Source organism: Vibrio sp. OPT20, assembly GCF_963889365.1.
In the GTDB taxonomy this organism is placed as follows: domain Bacteria; phylum Pseudomonadota; class Gammaproteobacteria; order Enterobacterales; family Vibrionaceae; genus Vibrio; species Vibrio splendidus.
Map to the genome: position 1 here is coordinate 359,877 of NZ_CAWPOA010000052.1, position 17,361 is coordinate 377,237.

The following is a 17,361-nucleotide window of genomic DNA, read 5'->3' on the forward strand; positions in this document are numbered from 1 at the left end:
AATCTTATCCGCTGAACTGAATTCGGTGGAGTTGTGCATAAGCGCCATCATGCGCGATTAGCTCCGCGTGTGCACCTCTTTCTACAATACGACCATCATCAACCACTAAGATCTCATCGGCTTGTTCGATAGTAGAGAGTCGGTGTGCGATAACCAATACTGTCTTGTCCTTTTGCAGCTCTTCTAACGCAGATTGGATCGCTCTTTCTGATTCAGTATCCAAAGCCGATGTAGCTTCATCAAGAATCAATACTGGAGCCTCTCTTAACAACGCTCTTGCAATAGCGATACGTTGTCTTTGGCCGCCAGATAGGCTTGCCCCATTCTCACCAACAATCGTATCAATGCCGTTTTCCATGCCTTCGATAAATTCAGTAGCATGAGCAAGCTTAGCCGCGTGTTCGATTTGTTCGCGAGAATATTTAGCTTCTGCTGCGTAAGCAATGTTGTTGGCTACCGTATCGTTAAACAAGTGTACATTTTGAGAAACAAGCGCAAAGTGCTCACGTAGGTTTCTCAATTCGTAATCACGAATGTCGTGGCCATCAAGTTCGATAGAGCCTGAGTCTACATCATAAAAACGAGTAAACAGGTTCGCAATGGTACTCTTGCCCGAACCTGATCGGCCGACAAGTGCAACGGTCTTGCCCTTCGGTATATTAAAACTGACCTTATCAAGCGCTGGTTTCTCAGCACCTTGGTAAGTAAATGTCACATCTTTTACTTCGACTTCACCCGCTACGGTTTCAGGCTTCAACGTACCTTTATTTTGTTCCGTATCGAGATCCATCAAACCAAATAGGGTCGTACTCGCTGCCATACCGCGTTGGAATTCAGACGTTACATTGGTTAAAGCTTTAAGGGGGCGCAGTAAGCCAAACATCGCGGAGAAAACAACTGTAAACGTACCTGCTGTTAGCTCAGCTTTAATTGAATCAACACTCGCGAGATAAAGAACAACCACAATCGCAATTGAGGCAATCATCTGAATAATTGGGTTAGCGGCAGCTTGAGCCGTTACCAGCTTCATGCTTTGTTGGCGCATCTGGTTGCTAACGGTATCAAAACGGCCTCTTTCTAGCTCTTGACCACCGTAAGTTAGAACCACTTTATGACCTTTCAGCATTTGTTCTGCTGAAGAAGCAACATGTCCCATGCTGGTTTGCATGTTCTTAGAAATTTTTCTGAATCGCTTTGATACAATACTAATTGCCCAAGCAACAAAAGGAGCGACAGCAAATAGAACTAAAGACAACTGCCAGCTATTCCAGAACATTAGCGTCAGCAAGCCAATGATACTGGCACCTTCACGCACAATACTCACCAAAGCTTTACTGGTCGCAGCAGACACTTGTTCTGAATCGTAAGTAATTCGAGATAGCAGTGCGCCCGTCTGCTCTTTATCAAAGAAAGAAACAGGCATGTGCATAAAGTGGCTAAAGATCTTACGGCGAATTTCCATGACCACATTGCCAGAAACCCAACTGAGGCAATAGGTTGAAACAAAACCACTGACGCCACGAACAAACATCATAACAAATATGATAATTGGAAGTGTACGTAGGAAGTCTGACTCAGCGTTACCAAAACCTTCATCAAGCAGAGGCTTCAGTAGAGAAATCATATAGGTATCAGAGACGGCATTTATAATAAGCGCAATAACCGCAACACCAAGGCCGGCCTTATACAGTCGAATATAAGTCCAAAGTCTTTTAAATGTGACCCAGGTAGTTTCATCTGTTTGTGTTGACATAGAATCGCTTAATTTTCTCACAATAATCTATCTATTCTACTCCCTTACGAAGCATCTGCCTATACCACTGCCTGCCTTGTTGTTCTCTAATCGTATGATATTTCCAACCTTCCTGACTGATTGTGATGGTTATTTGTCCGCTTTCTCCGGTATCAAGCCAAGCACTACCCGTTTCATGATAACGTTCAATCACAGATTTGCTGGGCATTCCCCACTGATTACCTTTGGCCAAAGAAGCAATTGCTAGCTGAGGTGAAACTGTCTCAATAAACAGCTTAATCGACGACGAATTACTGCCATGATGCGGGACAAGCATCACGTCGCTCTTGAGCCGCTGACCTTCACGAGCAAGTAGCCACTCACTTACTCGTTCAATATCACCAGTTAGCAACATCGAGAATTCAGAATTGGGCTCAAAAATCCTGACCACACACGAATGTGGGTTGTACGCCCTCTTTACTCTTTGAGGTGGCCATAAAACCTCAAACTCTAGACCCTGCCAATTCCACGCCTCGCCAAAAGTACATGTTTGGATATTCGACTGAACTTGAACAGTCGATTGTGTTTGTTGATTGATGTTCTGACTGGCTCTTATCCACTTAGGATTGTAGTTTTCAAGTAACGCCGGATAGCCACCAGCATGGTCAGAATCGAAATGACTCACTATCACACCTTCCACCTCATGAACTCCTTTCTGATTCAAGGTGGGAATCAGCAAGGATTCAACAATCGAACCTCCCTGCCACGCGTTGCCGAGATCGTAAACAACGACCCGATTGTTCTTTTCCAAAACTAAAGACAACCCATGCCCAACATCCAAGATATCGATTGTTAATTTGTTTTGCTGCTTACCGAACTCCCACCACAGTACAAACACTGCAATGACCAATATTGATAGTGTTCGTTTGAGATATCGACTGACGAACCCGAAAAATAAGATGAGGAATACAGACAACGCCATACTGTGATTATCAACTTGAATCCAAAATCGTTCAGAGAAAGGAAGGCTATATACGAGAGGATCAAGCGACAAGTCGACCAACATCCATAGCTGTTCAGAAAAACCATTGCTTAACGCTGTCAAACTCATCACCTCAGACACTGACTCCAATATTAAGCTAAGTAACATCGCAAGAAACAGCAGCGGGATCGTCACTACTGATACCCAAGGCAAAAGGAGCAAGTTGTAGAGAACAGAGACTAGACTCACCCCTTTGAAAAACAGTATCGAAAAGGGAGCAATAAGAAATGTCAGCATCAGTTGAATCTTGATGAGCTGCAGCCCTCGTTCGATAAGAGTGGCGTTTGAAGATGATGGCCGACTATTCAAGGCGATATAAATAACGGCACCCAACGCACCAAAGGATAGCCAAAAGCTGCTCGACAATGCTGAAAACGGCCAAATCAGCAGAACCATGCACAGGCTTAAGACGACATACCGAAGCACACTGATATTTTGCCCACGCCACAAGAAATAGCTCGCGATAATACACATCACTAAAGCTCTCAAGGTTGGCAGCGTGAATCCAGCAAACCAACTATAGAAATAGGCTAAGCCGAGCCCGAATATTGTGGGAAACCAAAGAAATGAAGGTGAGAGTAACCTGAATACCTTTCCTACCTGATAGCCGATACCAAAGGCAATCCCAATATGTAGCCCCGAGATAGCCATCAAGTGAATCAAACCACTGCTTTTAAGCAAATCCCAACGCTGAGGATGGATAAGGTCTCGGTAACCAAAACTCAAAGCCATAATGAGGTCTTGATTTGCTAACTCACTTAACCTTTCAAGACGGTTTTCAAACCAATGAGACCGCATGTTGGTATTGGTGTGAATTCGATATTTGGTATCGGCTCTGTAAGTTGCATTGGCAACCACACCGGTACTAAACAAATACTTTTCTAGATCAAAGCCTGCTTCATTGAGTTTACCCCACACTGGTTTTATTGAGACTGATAAATAGACATCATCCCCGAGCGTCAACTTAAAAGGAGTAAACAAACGCAATTTTATCAATTGGGGAAAGATTAATTTTTCGCCGCCAATTGATCTGGCTACTATTACGCTTTCAAAACCGTGGCTATTTTCACTAAAAAGGCTAACAACCGAAGCATTTATGGTAGTATTCTGCCCTGATTGGAATAAGCGACTCGTTTGTATTTCAATCGCATTCCCTAGGCAGATAACTAGTATCAATGCTGTTGCTAGACCTCTTGCACTCCGGAAAACGCTATACTTTGTTGATGCTAGCAGTAACAACAGCATCAATGGTGCCCAAACCCAATGTGGCATCACAGGCCAGAAGCTGGCAGACACAACTGTCGCAGCAAATGAAATCAAGAACCAAGTGTTAAACAAGAGAGTAGCTTCCTCCTATGCCAAGAAAGTTTATCAAACGATTTATGCCTGACCATGAGCTAATCAAACGTCAGAAAGCATTGAAAGTTTTTGGCAATGTTTTGTACAACCCCAACTTATGGTGCCTTAATCGTCGCTCTGCGGCTGGTGCGTTCGCTGTTGGGTTATTCATGGCGTTTGTCCCTTTACCAAGTCAAATGATTATGTCTGCAGGTCTTGCGGTCGCATGTGGTGTTAACCTACCACTGTCTGTCGCACTGGTTTGGATCAGTAATCCTGTGACTATGCCGGTGCTGTTCTACTTTGCTTATAAAGTAGGCGCGTTTGTGATGCATGTGCCGCCTCAAGCCTTTCATTTCGAACTGTCTTGGGATTTCATCTTGGCGCAAATGAGCACCATAGGACCTCCGTTCTTGCTGGGTTGTCTGATTTGTGGTGTGGTTTCTGCAATGGTTGGCTACTTTGGTATTCGCGGGTTATGGCGTTACTCAGTAGTAAGAAGCTGGAAGAAGCGACAAGCAAGATACTGAACGACCGTTCCTTGTTATTCAATCTATCCTTGTATGCGCTTCACTTAAAACGTACACAAGTTAAAATCAGATGAGCCACTGAACTCTGCAAGATTGACATGTAACGAAAGTCGTAAAGAACACGAATTGAATTCAATAAAAAAGGATCCCATCAGGGATCCTTTTTTTGTTTATGCCGTTAGTCTATCGCGCAACGTGACGTTTCTTGGCGTATTACTTCGAGCTAAGCACCGAGGCTGGGTTTAACTTAGCCGCTCGTGAGGCTGGATACCATGTCGCCAATAAGCTCAACACAATCGCGGTACCGGAAACCACAACAACATCCGTCATATCAAGTTGTGATGGCAAGAAGTCGACAAAATAGATATCACCGGACAAGAATTGGTGATTGACCAACTTTTCGAGCCCTTTGATAAGCGTAGTGAGATTAAGCGCCACCAAGACACCTATCGCACTCCCGACTAAGCTGCCTAACACACCCGAGAATACGCCCTGCCAAACAAAGATACGTTTAACAAGGCCGTCTGATGCGCCCATGGTTCTTAAGATCGCGATCTCCGATGCTCTGTCTTTGACTGCCATCATTAAGGTCGAGACAATATTGAAACAAGCGACACCAATAACCAGTACCATCACCAGATACATAATGGTCCGAACCAACTGAATATCTCGATACAAGAAGCCAAACTTCTGTTGCCAACTTCGTAGATACACATACACATCAAGCTGGTTACCCACTTCACGCACAATAGAGTTCGCGTTCAGCACATCGGTCACTTTTAAAGAAACTCCGGTTACTGCCTCGCCTAGGTTTGCATAAGCTTGAGCATCGCCAATCGGGATTAGTGCCAAGCTGTGGTCTATCTGGCCATTAAGCGTCAGCAAGCCAACCACTTTCACTCGAACTCGTTTTGGCGCCTGAACTTTCACAGAACCGTTAACCGTTGGAATCATCAAAGTCAGATAGTCACCCACTTTCGCCCCCAACACGTTAGCCACACCAGAACCTAAGATGATTTGTTGTTGCCCTGCTTTAAACTCACTCCAAGCTTGTTTATCGATAAATTTCGATAGGCTTGATACCTGTTGTTCAAGTTGTGGATCAACACCGCGAACTTCAATTGCTTTGAGTTCTTTGCCCTTTTCAGCAAGCGCAGTAATTTTTACATAGGGTGCTGCAGCTACAACTTTATCATTTTTCACCGACTGCTCAATCACGTGCTCCCAGCGAGTCACTGGTTCATTGACACCCTCGAATTCACCATGTGGAATAACGGAAAGTACACGCGATTCAAGCTCTCGCTCAAAGCCATTCATTGCAGACAAACCGATAATGATCACTGCCACACCAACGGCAATACCAATCGTCGAAGACAAAGAGATGAACGACACCATTTTGTCTCGTTGTTTCGCTCGGCTAAATCGGCCACCTATCAATAGAGATAAAGAAGAAAACACTTAGCTCTCCTCTTTTTCTACGTTGACCAATAAACCATCTTGCATGTGAAGCTGGCGATCCATCTTACCTGCAAGTTCACCATCATGAGTTACTACCAAAAAGGCCGTGTCGTACTCGCGGTTTAGTTCACGCATTAAGTCGTAAATAGAAAGTGCGGTGTTGTGGTCAAGGTTGCCGGTAGGCTCATCCGCCAACACCAAAGCAGGTTTATTCACTAAAGCTCGAGCAATCGCCACACGTTGCCTCTCACCACCAGAAAGCTCTGAAGGTCGGTGGTCAACACGATGACTCAATCCAACTTTATCCAACAGACGTTGCGCCTCTTCTTTTGCTTTAGCTGGCTTTTCACCACCAATCAGCAGCGGCATTGCCACGTTTTCTAACGCTGAAAAGTCCGAAAGAAGATGATGGAATTGATAAACAAAGCCAAGATGCTGGTTGCGAAGCTTCGCCTGCTTATTTGAGCTCAAAGATGCTAAGTCTTGTCCGAGAAAGCTCACGCTGCCGTCAGACGCATCATCCAATGCCCCTAAAATATGCAATAACGTACTCTTACCGGAACCAGAGGTACCAATGATAGCGACTAGCTCACCCTTTTCGATTTCAAAGCTGACTCCCTTGAGAACCTCAGTATCTAACGAGCCTTCACGGTACGTTTTACGGATATCATTACATTGAAGAAAATTACTCATAACGAAGGGCCTCAGCAGGTTTCACAGACGATGCACGATAAGATGGGAATACAGTGGCAATCAAGCTAAGTGCAATAGCCAGAACCACAACAACGGCGATTTGAATTGGGTTAATTAAAATTGGCAACTGTCCACCAAATGAGAACAGAGCGACACCCATCGCCTCTAAAATAGTATTGAGGTTCGAAGCCAAGATCACTCCAAGAATGCCACCAGATAACGCACCGATGACACCGCTACTCGCGCCTTGAACCATAAAGATCCCCATGACTTGACCATCACGCATACCTTGAGTTTTTAAGATGGCGACTTCGGATTGCTTCTCCATCACCACCATAATCAGCGCGGAAATGATATTAAACGCAGCAACACCAATGATCAGCCCAAGCATCAAGCCCATCATGTTTTTTTCCATACGAACGGCTTGGAAAAGCTCGCCACGTTGGTCACGCCAATCACTCCACACCCAACCTTCCGGTAGAGGGGTATTCGATAAATTTGCGACTTCAAATGGGTCATCAAAAAACAGTCGCCAGCCTGAAATCGTATCAGACTTATAACGCATCAATCGCCCTGCGTCTTTGATGTCGGTAACCATCAATTGAGCATCGATATCAGATCCTGTATTGAAGATGCCGGCTACCGTGAAATTTCGCTGGCTAGGAATACGTCCGAGCGGTGTGTATTGACTGGCACTGGTCACCATCAGGCGAACTTTGTCGCCCATAGATACCTTCAAATTTCTTGCCAAGGTATGGCCAAGAAATAGCTGATACTGACCCGCTTTAAGTGAAGACAATCTACCCGCAATCAAGTGGTTCTGAAGAGGGTCATCTGAATTAGGTTCAATGCCGATCAACATACCTGCAGATAACTGAGCAGGACTTTGAATTACCGCTTCACTGCGGACAATAGGTTCAACGTGACCATTGAGCGACATTTGCTCCGCAAAGCTAGGCGCTTGAGCAGAAAGTGACGTGGTACCGCCTTGCTCGTACACAACGGCTTGAGGAAGTACACCAAGAATTCGGTCTTTTAACTGCGCTTCGAATCCATTCATTACCGATAAAACAGTAACCAAAGACAGCACACCAATGGTGATTCCGGCCGTCGACATATAAGAAACAAAACGGCTAAAGCGATCACCTGAACGGCCTTTCAAATAACGCAGGCCAACAAACAATGAAATAGGATGAAACATACTTTGAACCATCTAAAGGAGATGCGGGTTAATGTAACGGGTATTGCCGTTACTGTGTAGGGGTTAATTGAAAATATAGAGTGAATTAACTCAATTAGTTAGGCTTGAAAAACAGAACCTTGTCAAATAGCCAACTTTCAAACAACTATTTGAGACTTTCAATTAACTGATCTTGATTACTGCGGCCACATAGCGATAATCAATAGATCACTTCAAGGAACTAACGCATGACAGAACAAGAGTTTTTCACCGTTCACCACAGCCTTACCGCTAATATTGAGCCAATGGACAGTAACTTCGCTTTACCTTCTCAGATTCAATTCGAATCGGAGATCCCTGCCCCTTTTGTTGTGGCAAGTGAGTTTAGCCAATTGGACCTATTAGCCGACAGTGCTCGCAACGAACTGAAAAACAGCGACTTGAAGAATGTCATCAGTTTATTGGATGCACAGAACTCTAAATTAAACCTCTTGTTGAGCTTTATGTTATCGCAACAAGATGATGAACAATTTCGTACCCACACGTATTCATTTGGCGCGAGTCAGTTCTCTTGTTTTTCCAAAACAGATATCGAAGCGGGTCGCTTAGTTAAAGCTAAGCTCTTTATCGAGCACCCAGCCGCCGCTATTTATTGCTACGCAGAAGTCTTCGCTAGCGAACCAAAAGATTCAGGTTTCGAAATCAAATTCAAATATGCTCATCTTCGTGATACTGACCAAGACTTGCTGATCAAAGCTGCGCTTCATCAACAACAAAAGCTCTTACGTCAACGCTCTCTAGAACGAGATAACAAGTAAATAGACATGACAAAACAATCCATTTTTACACTACCTAAGCTCAAAGGTGCCGGTGATAAAAAACACATCGGTAACCTAGTTGGTTCATCTCTCGCGCTTGCTATCGCTAGACTTGCGGAGCAGCATAACAGCCATACTTTACTTGCAGTGCCCGATCCTCAAATCGCACTCAAGCTTCAATCAGAAATTGAACAGTTTACGTCACATGAAGTGGCGCTATTCCCTGATTGGGAGACTCTGCCATACGACAGCTTCTCACCGCACCAAGAGATCATTTCTGACCGTATAGCGCGACTTTATGCACTGCCAACGTTAAAAGATGGCATCACGATCGTACCGATCAGCACGCTACTACAACGTCAGTCGCCACGTGACTTCTTGTTGCAGCACACCTTAATGGTGAAAACGGGCGATCTGTACTCGTTAGAGAAGCTGCGTCTTCAACTTGAAAAATCTGGCTATCGTTACGTAGACCAAGTGTTTGGCCCGGGTGAGTATGCGAGCCGAGGTTCAATTCTCGACTTGTTCCCAATGGGCAGCAAAGACCCGTATCGTATCGACTTCTTCGATGACGAAATCGACACCATCCGTACTTTCGATCCAGAAAATCAGCGCTCTATTGAAGACATCTCTGAGATCCGTTTGCTGCCAGCTCACGAGTTCCCAACCTCTGAAAGTGCTATTGAAGATTTCCGCATTCGCTGGCGCCAACAGTTTGATGCGCGCCGTGAACCAGAATCGGTTTATATGCAGGTTTCAAAAGGCACTTGGCCCGCAGGTATTGAATACTGGCAGCCGCTGTTCTTCGACCATACTGAAACCTTGTTTGATTATGTTGCCGATGAAGCGCAAATCCTCGTTCTAGGTGATGTCGAGACTGCGGTAGATTCATTCCTAACAGACGTTTCTCATCGATACGAACAACGCGGTGTTGACCCGTTACGACCACTGCTGAAACCTGAACAACTTTGGCTACAAAAAGACGAACTGTTCGCACATTTCAAACAAAAGCCACAGGTCAATCTGAGCTTAGATTCAATTGAAGAAAAAGCCGGACGTACCAACCTTCCGGTTGTGTCTCTGCCTGATCTCAGCGTTCAACATCAGAATAAAGAACCTTTGTCTAACCTAAGAAAGTTCACTGAAGCCTTCGACGGCAAAGTAGTCTTTTCGGTTGAATCTGAAGGCCGCCGTGAAGCACTGAGTGAATTGCTTCGAGGCATCAAAGTTCGTCCAAGCGAAGTTGAAAACCTCGACGCGGCGATTAAAGGTAAAGATAAGTTCACCCTGATCCTAGGTTCTGCTGAGCATGGCTTTATCCACGAAGAGCAAAACATCGCCCTTGTCTGTGAAAGCGACCTGTTAGGTGATCGCGTTGTACAACGCCGTAAGAAAGACAAGAAAAGCGTTAACAGCGACACTGTAATTCGTCACTTAGCCGAACTTAAACCAGGTCAACCTGTGGTTCACATTGACCACGGTATTGGTCGTTACATCGGCCTGCAAACACTTGAAGCGGGTGGCATGAAAACCGAATACGTAACGCTTGAGTATCAAAATGATGCCAAGTTATACGTACCTGTTGCTTCTCTGAACTTAATCGGGCGCTACTCTGGCGGCGCTGAAGATTCTGCACCACTGCATAAACTCGGTGGCGAAGCATGGCAGAAAGCTCGTAAGCGCGCCGCAGAGAAAGTTCGTGACGTTGCAGCCGAACTGCTTGATGTTTACGCTAAGCGTGAACTAAAACCTGGCTACAAATTTGTACTCGATCGTGGCCAATACGCGACCTTCAAGTCTGGCTTCCCGTTTGAAGAAACGGATGATCAAGCAATGGCCATCAATGCCGTTATGTCGGATATGTGCCAAGCAAAAGCCATGGATCGCTTAGTGTGTGGTGACGTTGGTTTTGGTAAAACTGAAGTCGCGATGCGCGCGGCATTCGTTTGTACCGACAACAGTAAACAAGTAGCCGTGTTAGTTCCAACGACGCTACTTGCTCAGCAACACTTTGAAAACTTCCGAGACCGTTTCGCGAACCAACCGATACGTGTCGAAGTGCTGTCGCGATTTAAATCAGCTAAAGAACAAAAATTGATCATGCAAGATGTTGCCGACGGTAAGGTCGACATCTTAGTAGGTACTCACAAGCTTCTTTCCAGTGACCTTAAGTTTAAAGACCTTGGCTTGTTAGTCGTTGATGAAGAACACCGTTTCGGTGTACGCCAAAAAGAGAAAGTGAAAGCGATGCGCGCGGATGTCGATATCCTCACGCTAACCGCAACACCGATTCCAAGAACGTTGAATATGGCAATGAGCGGTATGCGTGACTTGTCGATCATCGCCACACCACCTGCACGACGCTTAGCAATAAAGACTTTTGTCCGTGAGAATGATGACGCGATAGTCAGAGAAGCGGTACTGCGTGAAATCATGCGTGGTGGTCAAGTTTACTTCCTGCACAACCAAGTCGACACGATTGAAAAGACGGCAGAGTCACTGCAAAAACTGATTCCAGAAGCGCGTGTCACCGTTGCCCATGGTCAGATGCGAGAGCGAGAGCTAGAACGCATCATGAATGACTTTTATCACCAGCGTTTTAACTTGCTAGTGTGTACCACCATCATCGAAACGGGTATCGACGTACCAACGGCAAATACCATCTTAATGGACAGAGCTGATAACCTTGGTTTAGCGCAACTGCATCAATTACGTGGGCGTGTGGGTCGATCTCACCACCAAGCTTATGCCTACTTGCTAACACCTCCCCCGAAAGCAATGACCAAAGATGCCGTCAAGCGATTAGACGCCATTGCTTCACTTGAAGACTTAGGTGCAGGCTTTACGCTAGCAACCCATGACTTAGAGATTCGTGGTGCAGGTGAACTACTCGGTGATGAACAGAGTGGTCAAATCCAGTCGGTTGGCTTTACGCTTTACATGGAGATGCTTGAACAAGCGGTTGAGGCATTAAAAGAGGGACGAGAGCCATCGCTTGATGACCTACTGCGTGAACAAACTGAAATTGAGATGCGCCTGCCAGCACTGTTGCCTGATGACTACATCCCAGACATCAATACACGTTTGTCTACCTATAAGCGTATTGCGAGTGTGAGTGACACCGACGAATTGGCCGAGTTGAAAGTCGAGCTGATTGATCGCTTCGGCCTTCTACCAGATGCTACCAAAAACTTGTTGTCAGTTTCCGAGCTAAAATTAGCCGCGGCGTCAATCAAAGCGAAGAAAATTGAAGCTCACGATAAAGGTGGATTCTTAGAATTCTACCCAGATGCTGACATAAACCCGGCCTACCTTGTTAAACTGTTGCAATCTCAACCGCAAAAGTTTTCAATGGAAGGACCAACAAAGTTCAAGTTTACGATACCATTGGTCGACAGACGGAAACGAATTCAATTTGTTAGTGATTTATTGGGCGAATTCAGACAGAACTTGCTGCCTTCAGCATAAGACCCAATCCACTTGCACATATAAATTATCCAGCCGATAGATCGGCTGGAAGACGGAGTAAAAATGAAAAGACTGATCCCACTGCTACTATTGTTCGTCTCACTGCCAAGTTTGGCGCAGAGACAATTTGATATAGAAGTGATCATTTTTAAGCGTGCTGTTGATGCAGAAAAAGTGAATGAATCTTGGCCTAACACACAGCCTAAGATTTCACTTGATCGCGTTGGTTCATTTCAAGATACCCAATACCGAGCAAAGAAAGGCGTTCAAATGCTGCCTTACTCGGAATACAAGTTAACGCCTCAGAAAGACAAGCTACGTAAACACGCTGGTTTTGAAGTGCTAATGCATACCGCTTGGCGTCAGGGCGACCAAGGTAAGAGCTCTGCACCTGTATTCCACATTCAAGCAGGTAAAGATTTCTCTAAAGACTTCAACGCTGACGGTTCAGAGAAAGGTGCAGTAACTGCAGCAAATACTGATGGCTTCAAAGAAGAAACCATTGATAAGCCACTTTACGAATTAGACGGCAAGCTGCAAATCTACGTTCAGCATTACCTCTACGCTGAAACAACATTGGATTTAAAAGCGCCGAGCGTTCGTGAAGTGACTCTTCAAGAGCAACAAATCGAGCTAGATTCACCAGTAAGTGGCGCCGAAAGCAATGTTCAAGTGGGCAACCTCACTGAAATCTCTCCGACGGTTGAAGTGGAAGAGTTCCTTAAGAGCTACCGCATGGACCAAAAACGTCGTATGCGCAGTACTGAGACTCACTACCTTGATCACCCGCTTCTTGGTATGGTGATTCAAGTTCGACGTGTGGCGCAGTAAGTTACTTGCCGATTCGGCTATAATTATATAAATAATTCAATACGCCCTCCATTGTGAGGGCGTTTTATTACGCGGTACTTACTATCCTTATCTACACGTTACTTGGTACGTCCTATGAGCCCTGACTTTCAGATCAATACACAAAATCTCAGCCTCAAAATTATTGAAGCCTCAGGCGCTCAAGAATTTTCGCAGCTGGTTAAGTCCTCCCCGAGTTTATTGCCATGGCTCGACTGGTGTCATAGCGAGTTTTCTATCATCGAGGCCGAGAAATTCATTCTGGCGACTCGCTTAAACTGGGTTAAAGCCGAAGCGTTTGGCTTTGGTATCTTCGAGCGAAAAAGCGATAAGTTAGTCGGTATGGTGGCCATTAACGAGCTTTACCACACCTTTAACATGGCAAGTTTAGGTTATTGGGTAGGTGATGAATTTCAAAGAAAAGGGATAGCCAAGGAAGCGATGATTGCCTTATTTGAATTTTGCTTCGCACTGCTCAAATTAACGCGTTTGGAGGTTGTCTGCGATACAGAGAACCTACCCAGCCAAAAGCTGATCGAGAAATGTGGCGCTGAACGTGAAACCATTGCTAAGAATCGCTTTATCTTTAACGGTAAGCCGAAAGATGGCGTGGTTTATTCCGTGCTACCTCCAACCTCTTAACAGCTTAATAGCTTAATAGCTTAATAGCTTAATAGCTTAATAGCTTAATAGAGTAACAATCCGTCACAACACGCAGTCGACACGATCAAAAAAGAACTCCGAAGAGCTCTTTTTTATTATCAGCGTAATGACCTTAGAAGGCTTACCTGATTAGTGAAGCTTTAGGTTTGGACGAAGTACACGGTTAATACGACCAACTAACATCATCAGCGATGTTTTAATTAGTCCGTGAAGCGCCATCTGATGCATACGGTACAAAGAGATGTAAACGATACGAGCAATACGACCCTCAACCATCATCGAACCTTTAGTTAGGTTACCCATCAAGCTACCTACCGTAGAAAATCGGCTTAGCGAAACAAGTGAGCCTTTGTCTTTGTAGATGTAATCTTTCAGGTCACGACCGTTCAACTTAGCAATGATGTTGCTGAATGCACAACTTGCCATCTGGTGAGCCGCCTGTGCACGTGGTGGAACGAATGAACCGTCTGCTTGCGTACATTGCGCTAAGTCACCAATAGCAAAGATGTTGTCATCAAGCGTAGTTTGTAGCGTGTTTTTCACAACCAACTGGTTGATACGGTTCGTCTCAAGACCACCGATATCTTTCATGAAATCTGGCGCTTTAATGCCTGCAGCCCAAACCATGATTTGTGCTGGGATCTTCTCACCATCTTTAGTCGTTAGGCCGTCAGCATCAGCTTGTGTAACCATTGTAGTCGTACGCACAGTTACACCAAGCTTCGTAAGCTCAGAGTGTGCTGCACTCGAAATACGAGGAGGTAAGGCTGGAAGAATACGCTCACCCGCTTCAACAAGGTTAACGTTCAGCTTGCTTGAATCTAGATCGCCAAAGCCATAAGTACGAAGCTCTTTAACCGCGTTGTGCAGTTCTGCAGAAAGCTCAACACCTGTCGCGCCAGCACCAACAATAGCAATATCTACTGTGCCTTGGCCGTTCTTAGCGTGAAGCTTTAAGAACTGGTTGTTCATTTCTGTACGGAAACGGTGCGCTTGCTCTGGACTATCAAGGAAAATACAGTTGTCGCGAACGCCTGGTGTGTTGAAGTCGTTTGACGTTGAGCCTAGCGCCATCACAAGAATATCGTATTCAAGTTCACGGCTTGGCATAAGCAGTTCACCGTGGTCATCTTTCAGTTCGCTCAGGGCGATCACTTTACGTTCACGATCGATGTCGTTCAGGCTGCCCATTTGGAAATCGAAGTAATGGTTTTTTGCGTGTGCGCGGTAGCTTAACGCATCAACACCCTCGTCCAATGAACCCGTTGCTACTTCATGAAGTAATGGTTTCCATAGGTGGCTTGCTTTACGATCTACCAGAGTAATCTGGGCACGCTTTTTACGACCTAAAGTGCGGCCTAGCTTAGTTGCTAGTTCTAAACCACCAGCTCCACCGCCTACTACGATAATTTTTGTCACAATGACAATCCTCTACAAAATGAATAAATGGGGTTCGGTTCGATTACTCCAACCGATAAATTCTATGTATCTACTCGGCCTTGAATGCGAAGGCTGTTACAAATTGGATTACCGCGAAAAAGAATAACGACAGCTCACCGAGTAGTTAGAGGGGTTACAAGCAACAAACATTGGCTTGCCGCTTTGCTCACTTGGATAAAAAAGGTGACTACCTGAGAGGTAGAGCACAAATAATGGGCAAGTTTTATCACTCGCTCTCAATTTTTCTTGATATTTATCAAAATATTTTGCTTGGGAACATTATATATAGCAAAAAGATGACCGCAACAAAAATCCTTACCCACAATGAGGATTCGCGGCGAATTAGTTAACGTTTGCGCAAACTTATCTTTAAATGCTCAAACTCTTCAAAAAATAACTACAACCATTTGATTAATGTTCGGCTCTTGGGTTCAGATGTAAAAAAAGCAGCACTCAATTGAGTGCTGCTTTTATAAAATAACTGGAATAATTAAGCGTTTTTAAACGCTTTCATTGTCTTCAAGTGCTGAGAGATTTTTTTGAACTTATGACTCTCTTTTTCGTCCCAGATGACATCATAATAATCTTCTAACGCGGCAGCTGTTTTGGTACTGTCGTGAATCTCATCTTCACGAGAAAGCACCACTAAACAGCGACCTTTGTTCTTCATACGATATTGAGCAACACACTTAGTCGCGATGTCTTCGTACTCTTCTGGACGGTCAATTCGACCTACCATGTTGTTCTCAGGGTGCAGATTCGGGTTGAACACCACCTGCTTGATACCACATAAAAAACCAATACGTTCAGACCAAAAACCACCTAAGCCTACACCACAAATAATCGGATGCGGGTCATCGGATTGCTCTATCACTTTATGCACTTCTTTTAGCAAATGTTGCATATCGTGTTTTGGATGCAAAGTACTGTAGTTGATGAAACGAACGTCATCATCAATGAATTGCAACTGCAGTATTTTTCCGTGATTGCCCGGGCTAGTTGAGTCGAAGCCATGTAGATAAATAATCATTAGTACCTCCTTGTTGAATATTGGTACGTTTTAATTAATCTAACATGAAAAATAAGGTTTTAAAGGGAACACGAACGAAATTATATTTTTCACTTCCTAAACGTGATCCTAGCTACATAAAGTGTGACTCAGCGCCTCTGCTTCACGCAGATAACTTTCATCGCCCCAGAGCTGATGCGCAAGTAAATACCACAGCATCGCCATCATTTGGCTTCTTGGTAACCATGCTTCTACCCCATCAAGCCAAGGTTGGGCATCATGGATGCCTCGCAGCTGACAGTACTGATTAACGGCTTCAGCAACTGGTAATCCTGCAACAGCAATGGTCAGCGTAAGATCAAGTCTAGGGTCTGCTAATGCTGCATATTCCCAATCAATAATCTTAATCCCATCACTATTTCTCACTAAGTTATAACCACCTAAATCAAAATGGCACAAAGACAGGTCAACATTTGGGATACTTGGAGCCACGCGCCACTCTTGATAAATCTTGGTGCAGGTTTCAGTCTTATGAATCGCATCAAGTTGGAGCCAGTAATGATCGACTCGCGCTGTGAAACTGAACGGTTGGAGTGGTAATCGCGCGGTATTAACCAAATGCACCGAGATCAGAGTCTTCAACAAATCATCAAGCTCTAAGCCTTCGTAAAGCGTCTCACCCGCAATCCATTCAACCAATAAGCCTTGCTCATTGACCACTATTGGACTTGGTCCAATACCTAGACGTTCAATCGTAGACAGCACTTGGTACTCTTCATGACGAGAGATGAAGAACGCTTTGGTGATAGGAGTGGTTGGCCGCCAAACATACGCGGTGCCATCGGCTGCAACCAGTTTCCAACATCGATTGGTCAACCCACCGGTCAGCGTTTGAGCTCTAACAGGTGGCTCAGAAAAGTAACCATCAAGCGAACTCAAACTGGTATCAAGAAGCTTAGCCTCAGACCAAGAAAAAATTGCCATATTTACTCCCTATAAACGTCTTCATTTCCCTACAAAAAAAACACTGACCAAAAGCCAGTGTCTCTTCATAAACAGCACATCATGCACTGCATTGGCGCGTAACCAAGCTCTGTGTGGCCAAGCTATGCGTTACCAAGACTAGACGCTGTCAAAACTG

13 protein-coding genes are annotated in these 17,361 nt (G+C 44.8%); 5 read left to right on the forward strand and 8 right to left on the reverse strand.

Annotation, left to right across the window (positions count from 1 at the left end; genetic code table 11):
• Positions 1–4: 4 nt before the first annotated feature.
• Positions 5–1,753: a lipid A ABC transporter ATP-binding protein/permease MsbA gene (gene msbA, locus AACR09_RS11735; RefSeq protein WP_004736248.1), complete on the reverse strand. Its 1,749-nt coding sequence runs from the start codon at positions 1,751–1,753 to the stop codon at positions 5–7.
• A 31-nt stretch (positions 1,754–1,784) separates the two neighbouring features.
• A complete protein-coding gene (locus AACR09_RS11740) occupies positions 1,785–4,112 on the reverse strand; it encodes a DNA internalization-related competence protein ComEC/Rec2 (RefSeq protein ID WP_193835013.1) in 2,328 nt (775 codons plus the stop codon).
• Positions 4,113–4,129: 17 nt separating this feature from the next.
• On the opposite strand from AACR09_RS11740, the gene AACR09_RS11745 reads away from it, so the two are divergent.
• Positions 4,130–4,642, forward strand: a complete 513-nt coding sequence (locus tag AACR09_RS11745) for a DUF2062 domain-containing protein (protein ID WP_017078948.1) — start codon at positions 4,130–4,132, stop codon at positions 4,640–4,642.
• 213 nt (positions 4,643–4,855) lie between these two features.
• On the opposite strand, the gene lolE is transcribed toward AACR09_RS11745, so the two are convergent.
• From lolE to lolC, 3 genes are read right to left on the reverse strand one after another with little or no spacing between them, the layout of a single operon-like run.
• Positions 4,856–6,100, reverse strand: coding sequence for a lipoprotein-releasing ABC transporter permease subunit LolE (gene lolE / locus AACR09_RS11750; RefSeq protein WP_102447013.1), 1,245 nt, complete (start codon positions 6,098–6,100; stop codon positions 4,856–4,858).
• Positions 6,101–6,793 carry a lipoprotein-releasing ABC transporter ATP-binding protein LolD gene (lolD, locus tag AACR09_RS11755; protein WP_017083246.1) on the reverse strand — a complete coding sequence of 231 codons (693 nt, stop codon included), beginning with the start codon at positions 6,791–6,793 and terminating at the stop codon, positions 6,101–6,103. It abuts the gene before it with no gap.
• On the reverse strand, positions 6,786–7,994 hold the full coding sequence (lolC, locus tag AACR09_RS11760; RefSeq protein ID WP_193835014.1) for a lipoprotein-releasing ABC transporter permease subunit LolC: 1,209 nt from the start codon (positions 7,992–7,994) through the stop codon (positions 6,786–6,788). Before lolC ends, lolD begins: the two co-directional genes overlap by 8 nt.
• Before the next feature lie 227 nt (positions 7,995–8,221).
• Between lolC and AACR09_RS11765 the strand changes: the two genes are divergently transcribed.
• The 4 genes from AACR09_RS11765 (at position 8,222) to AACR09_RS11780 (ending at position 13,750) form a co-directional block, all read left to right on the forward strand.
• Positions 8,222–8,791, forward strand: coding sequence for a hypothetical protein (locus AACR09_RS11765; protein ID WP_009847150.1), 570 nt, complete (start codon positions 8,222–8,224; stop codon positions 8,789–8,791).
• Between the two features lie 6 nt (positions 8,792–8,797).
• Positions 8,798–12,259, forward strand: coding sequence for a transcription-repair coupling factor (gene mfd, locus AACR09_RS11770; RefSeq protein ID WP_102449349.1), 3,462 nt, complete (start codon positions 8,798–8,800; stop codon positions 12,257–12,259).
• Positions 12,260–12,322: 63 nt separating this feature from the next.
• A complete protein-coding gene (locus AACR09_RS11775) occupies positions 12,323–13,090 on the forward strand; it encodes a peptidoglycan binding protein CsiV (protein ID WP_076645518.1) in 768 nt (255 codons plus the stop codon).
• A gap of 114 nt (positions 13,091–13,204) precedes the next feature.
• A complete protein-coding gene (locus AACR09_RS11780) occupies positions 13,205–13,750 on the forward strand; it encodes a GNAT family N-acetyltransferase (RefSeq protein WP_017095638.1) in 546 nt (181 codons plus the stop codon).
• Positions 13,751–13,900: 150 nt separating this feature from the next.
• Here the strand turns inward: AACR09_RS11780 and AACR09_RS11785 are convergent, their stop codons facing one another.
• The 3 genes from AACR09_RS11785 to AACR09_RS11795 all read right to left on the reverse strand — a co-directional run bounded on the left by AACR09_RS11785 (position 13,901) and on the right by AACR09_RS11795 (position 17,204).
• Entirely contained in the window at positions 13,901–15,190 is a 1,290-nt protein-coding gene (locus tag AACR09_RS11785; RefSeq protein ID WP_004736261.1) for an NAD(P)/FAD-dependent oxidoreductase, read from the reverse strand.
• A gap of 511 nt (positions 15,191–15,701) precedes the next feature.
• Positions 15,702–16,241, reverse strand: coding sequence for an alpha/beta hydrolase YcfP (gene ycfP, locus AACR09_RS11790; protein WP_193835015.1), 540 nt, complete (start codon positions 16,239–16,241; stop codon positions 15,702–15,704).
• 108 nt (positions 16,242–16,349) lie between these two features.
• Entirely contained in the window at positions 16,350–17,204 is an 855-nt protein-coding gene (locus tag AACR09_RS11795; protein ID WP_029222080.1) for a phosphotransferase, read from the reverse strand.
• Positions 17,205–17,361 lie beyond the last annotated feature (157 nt).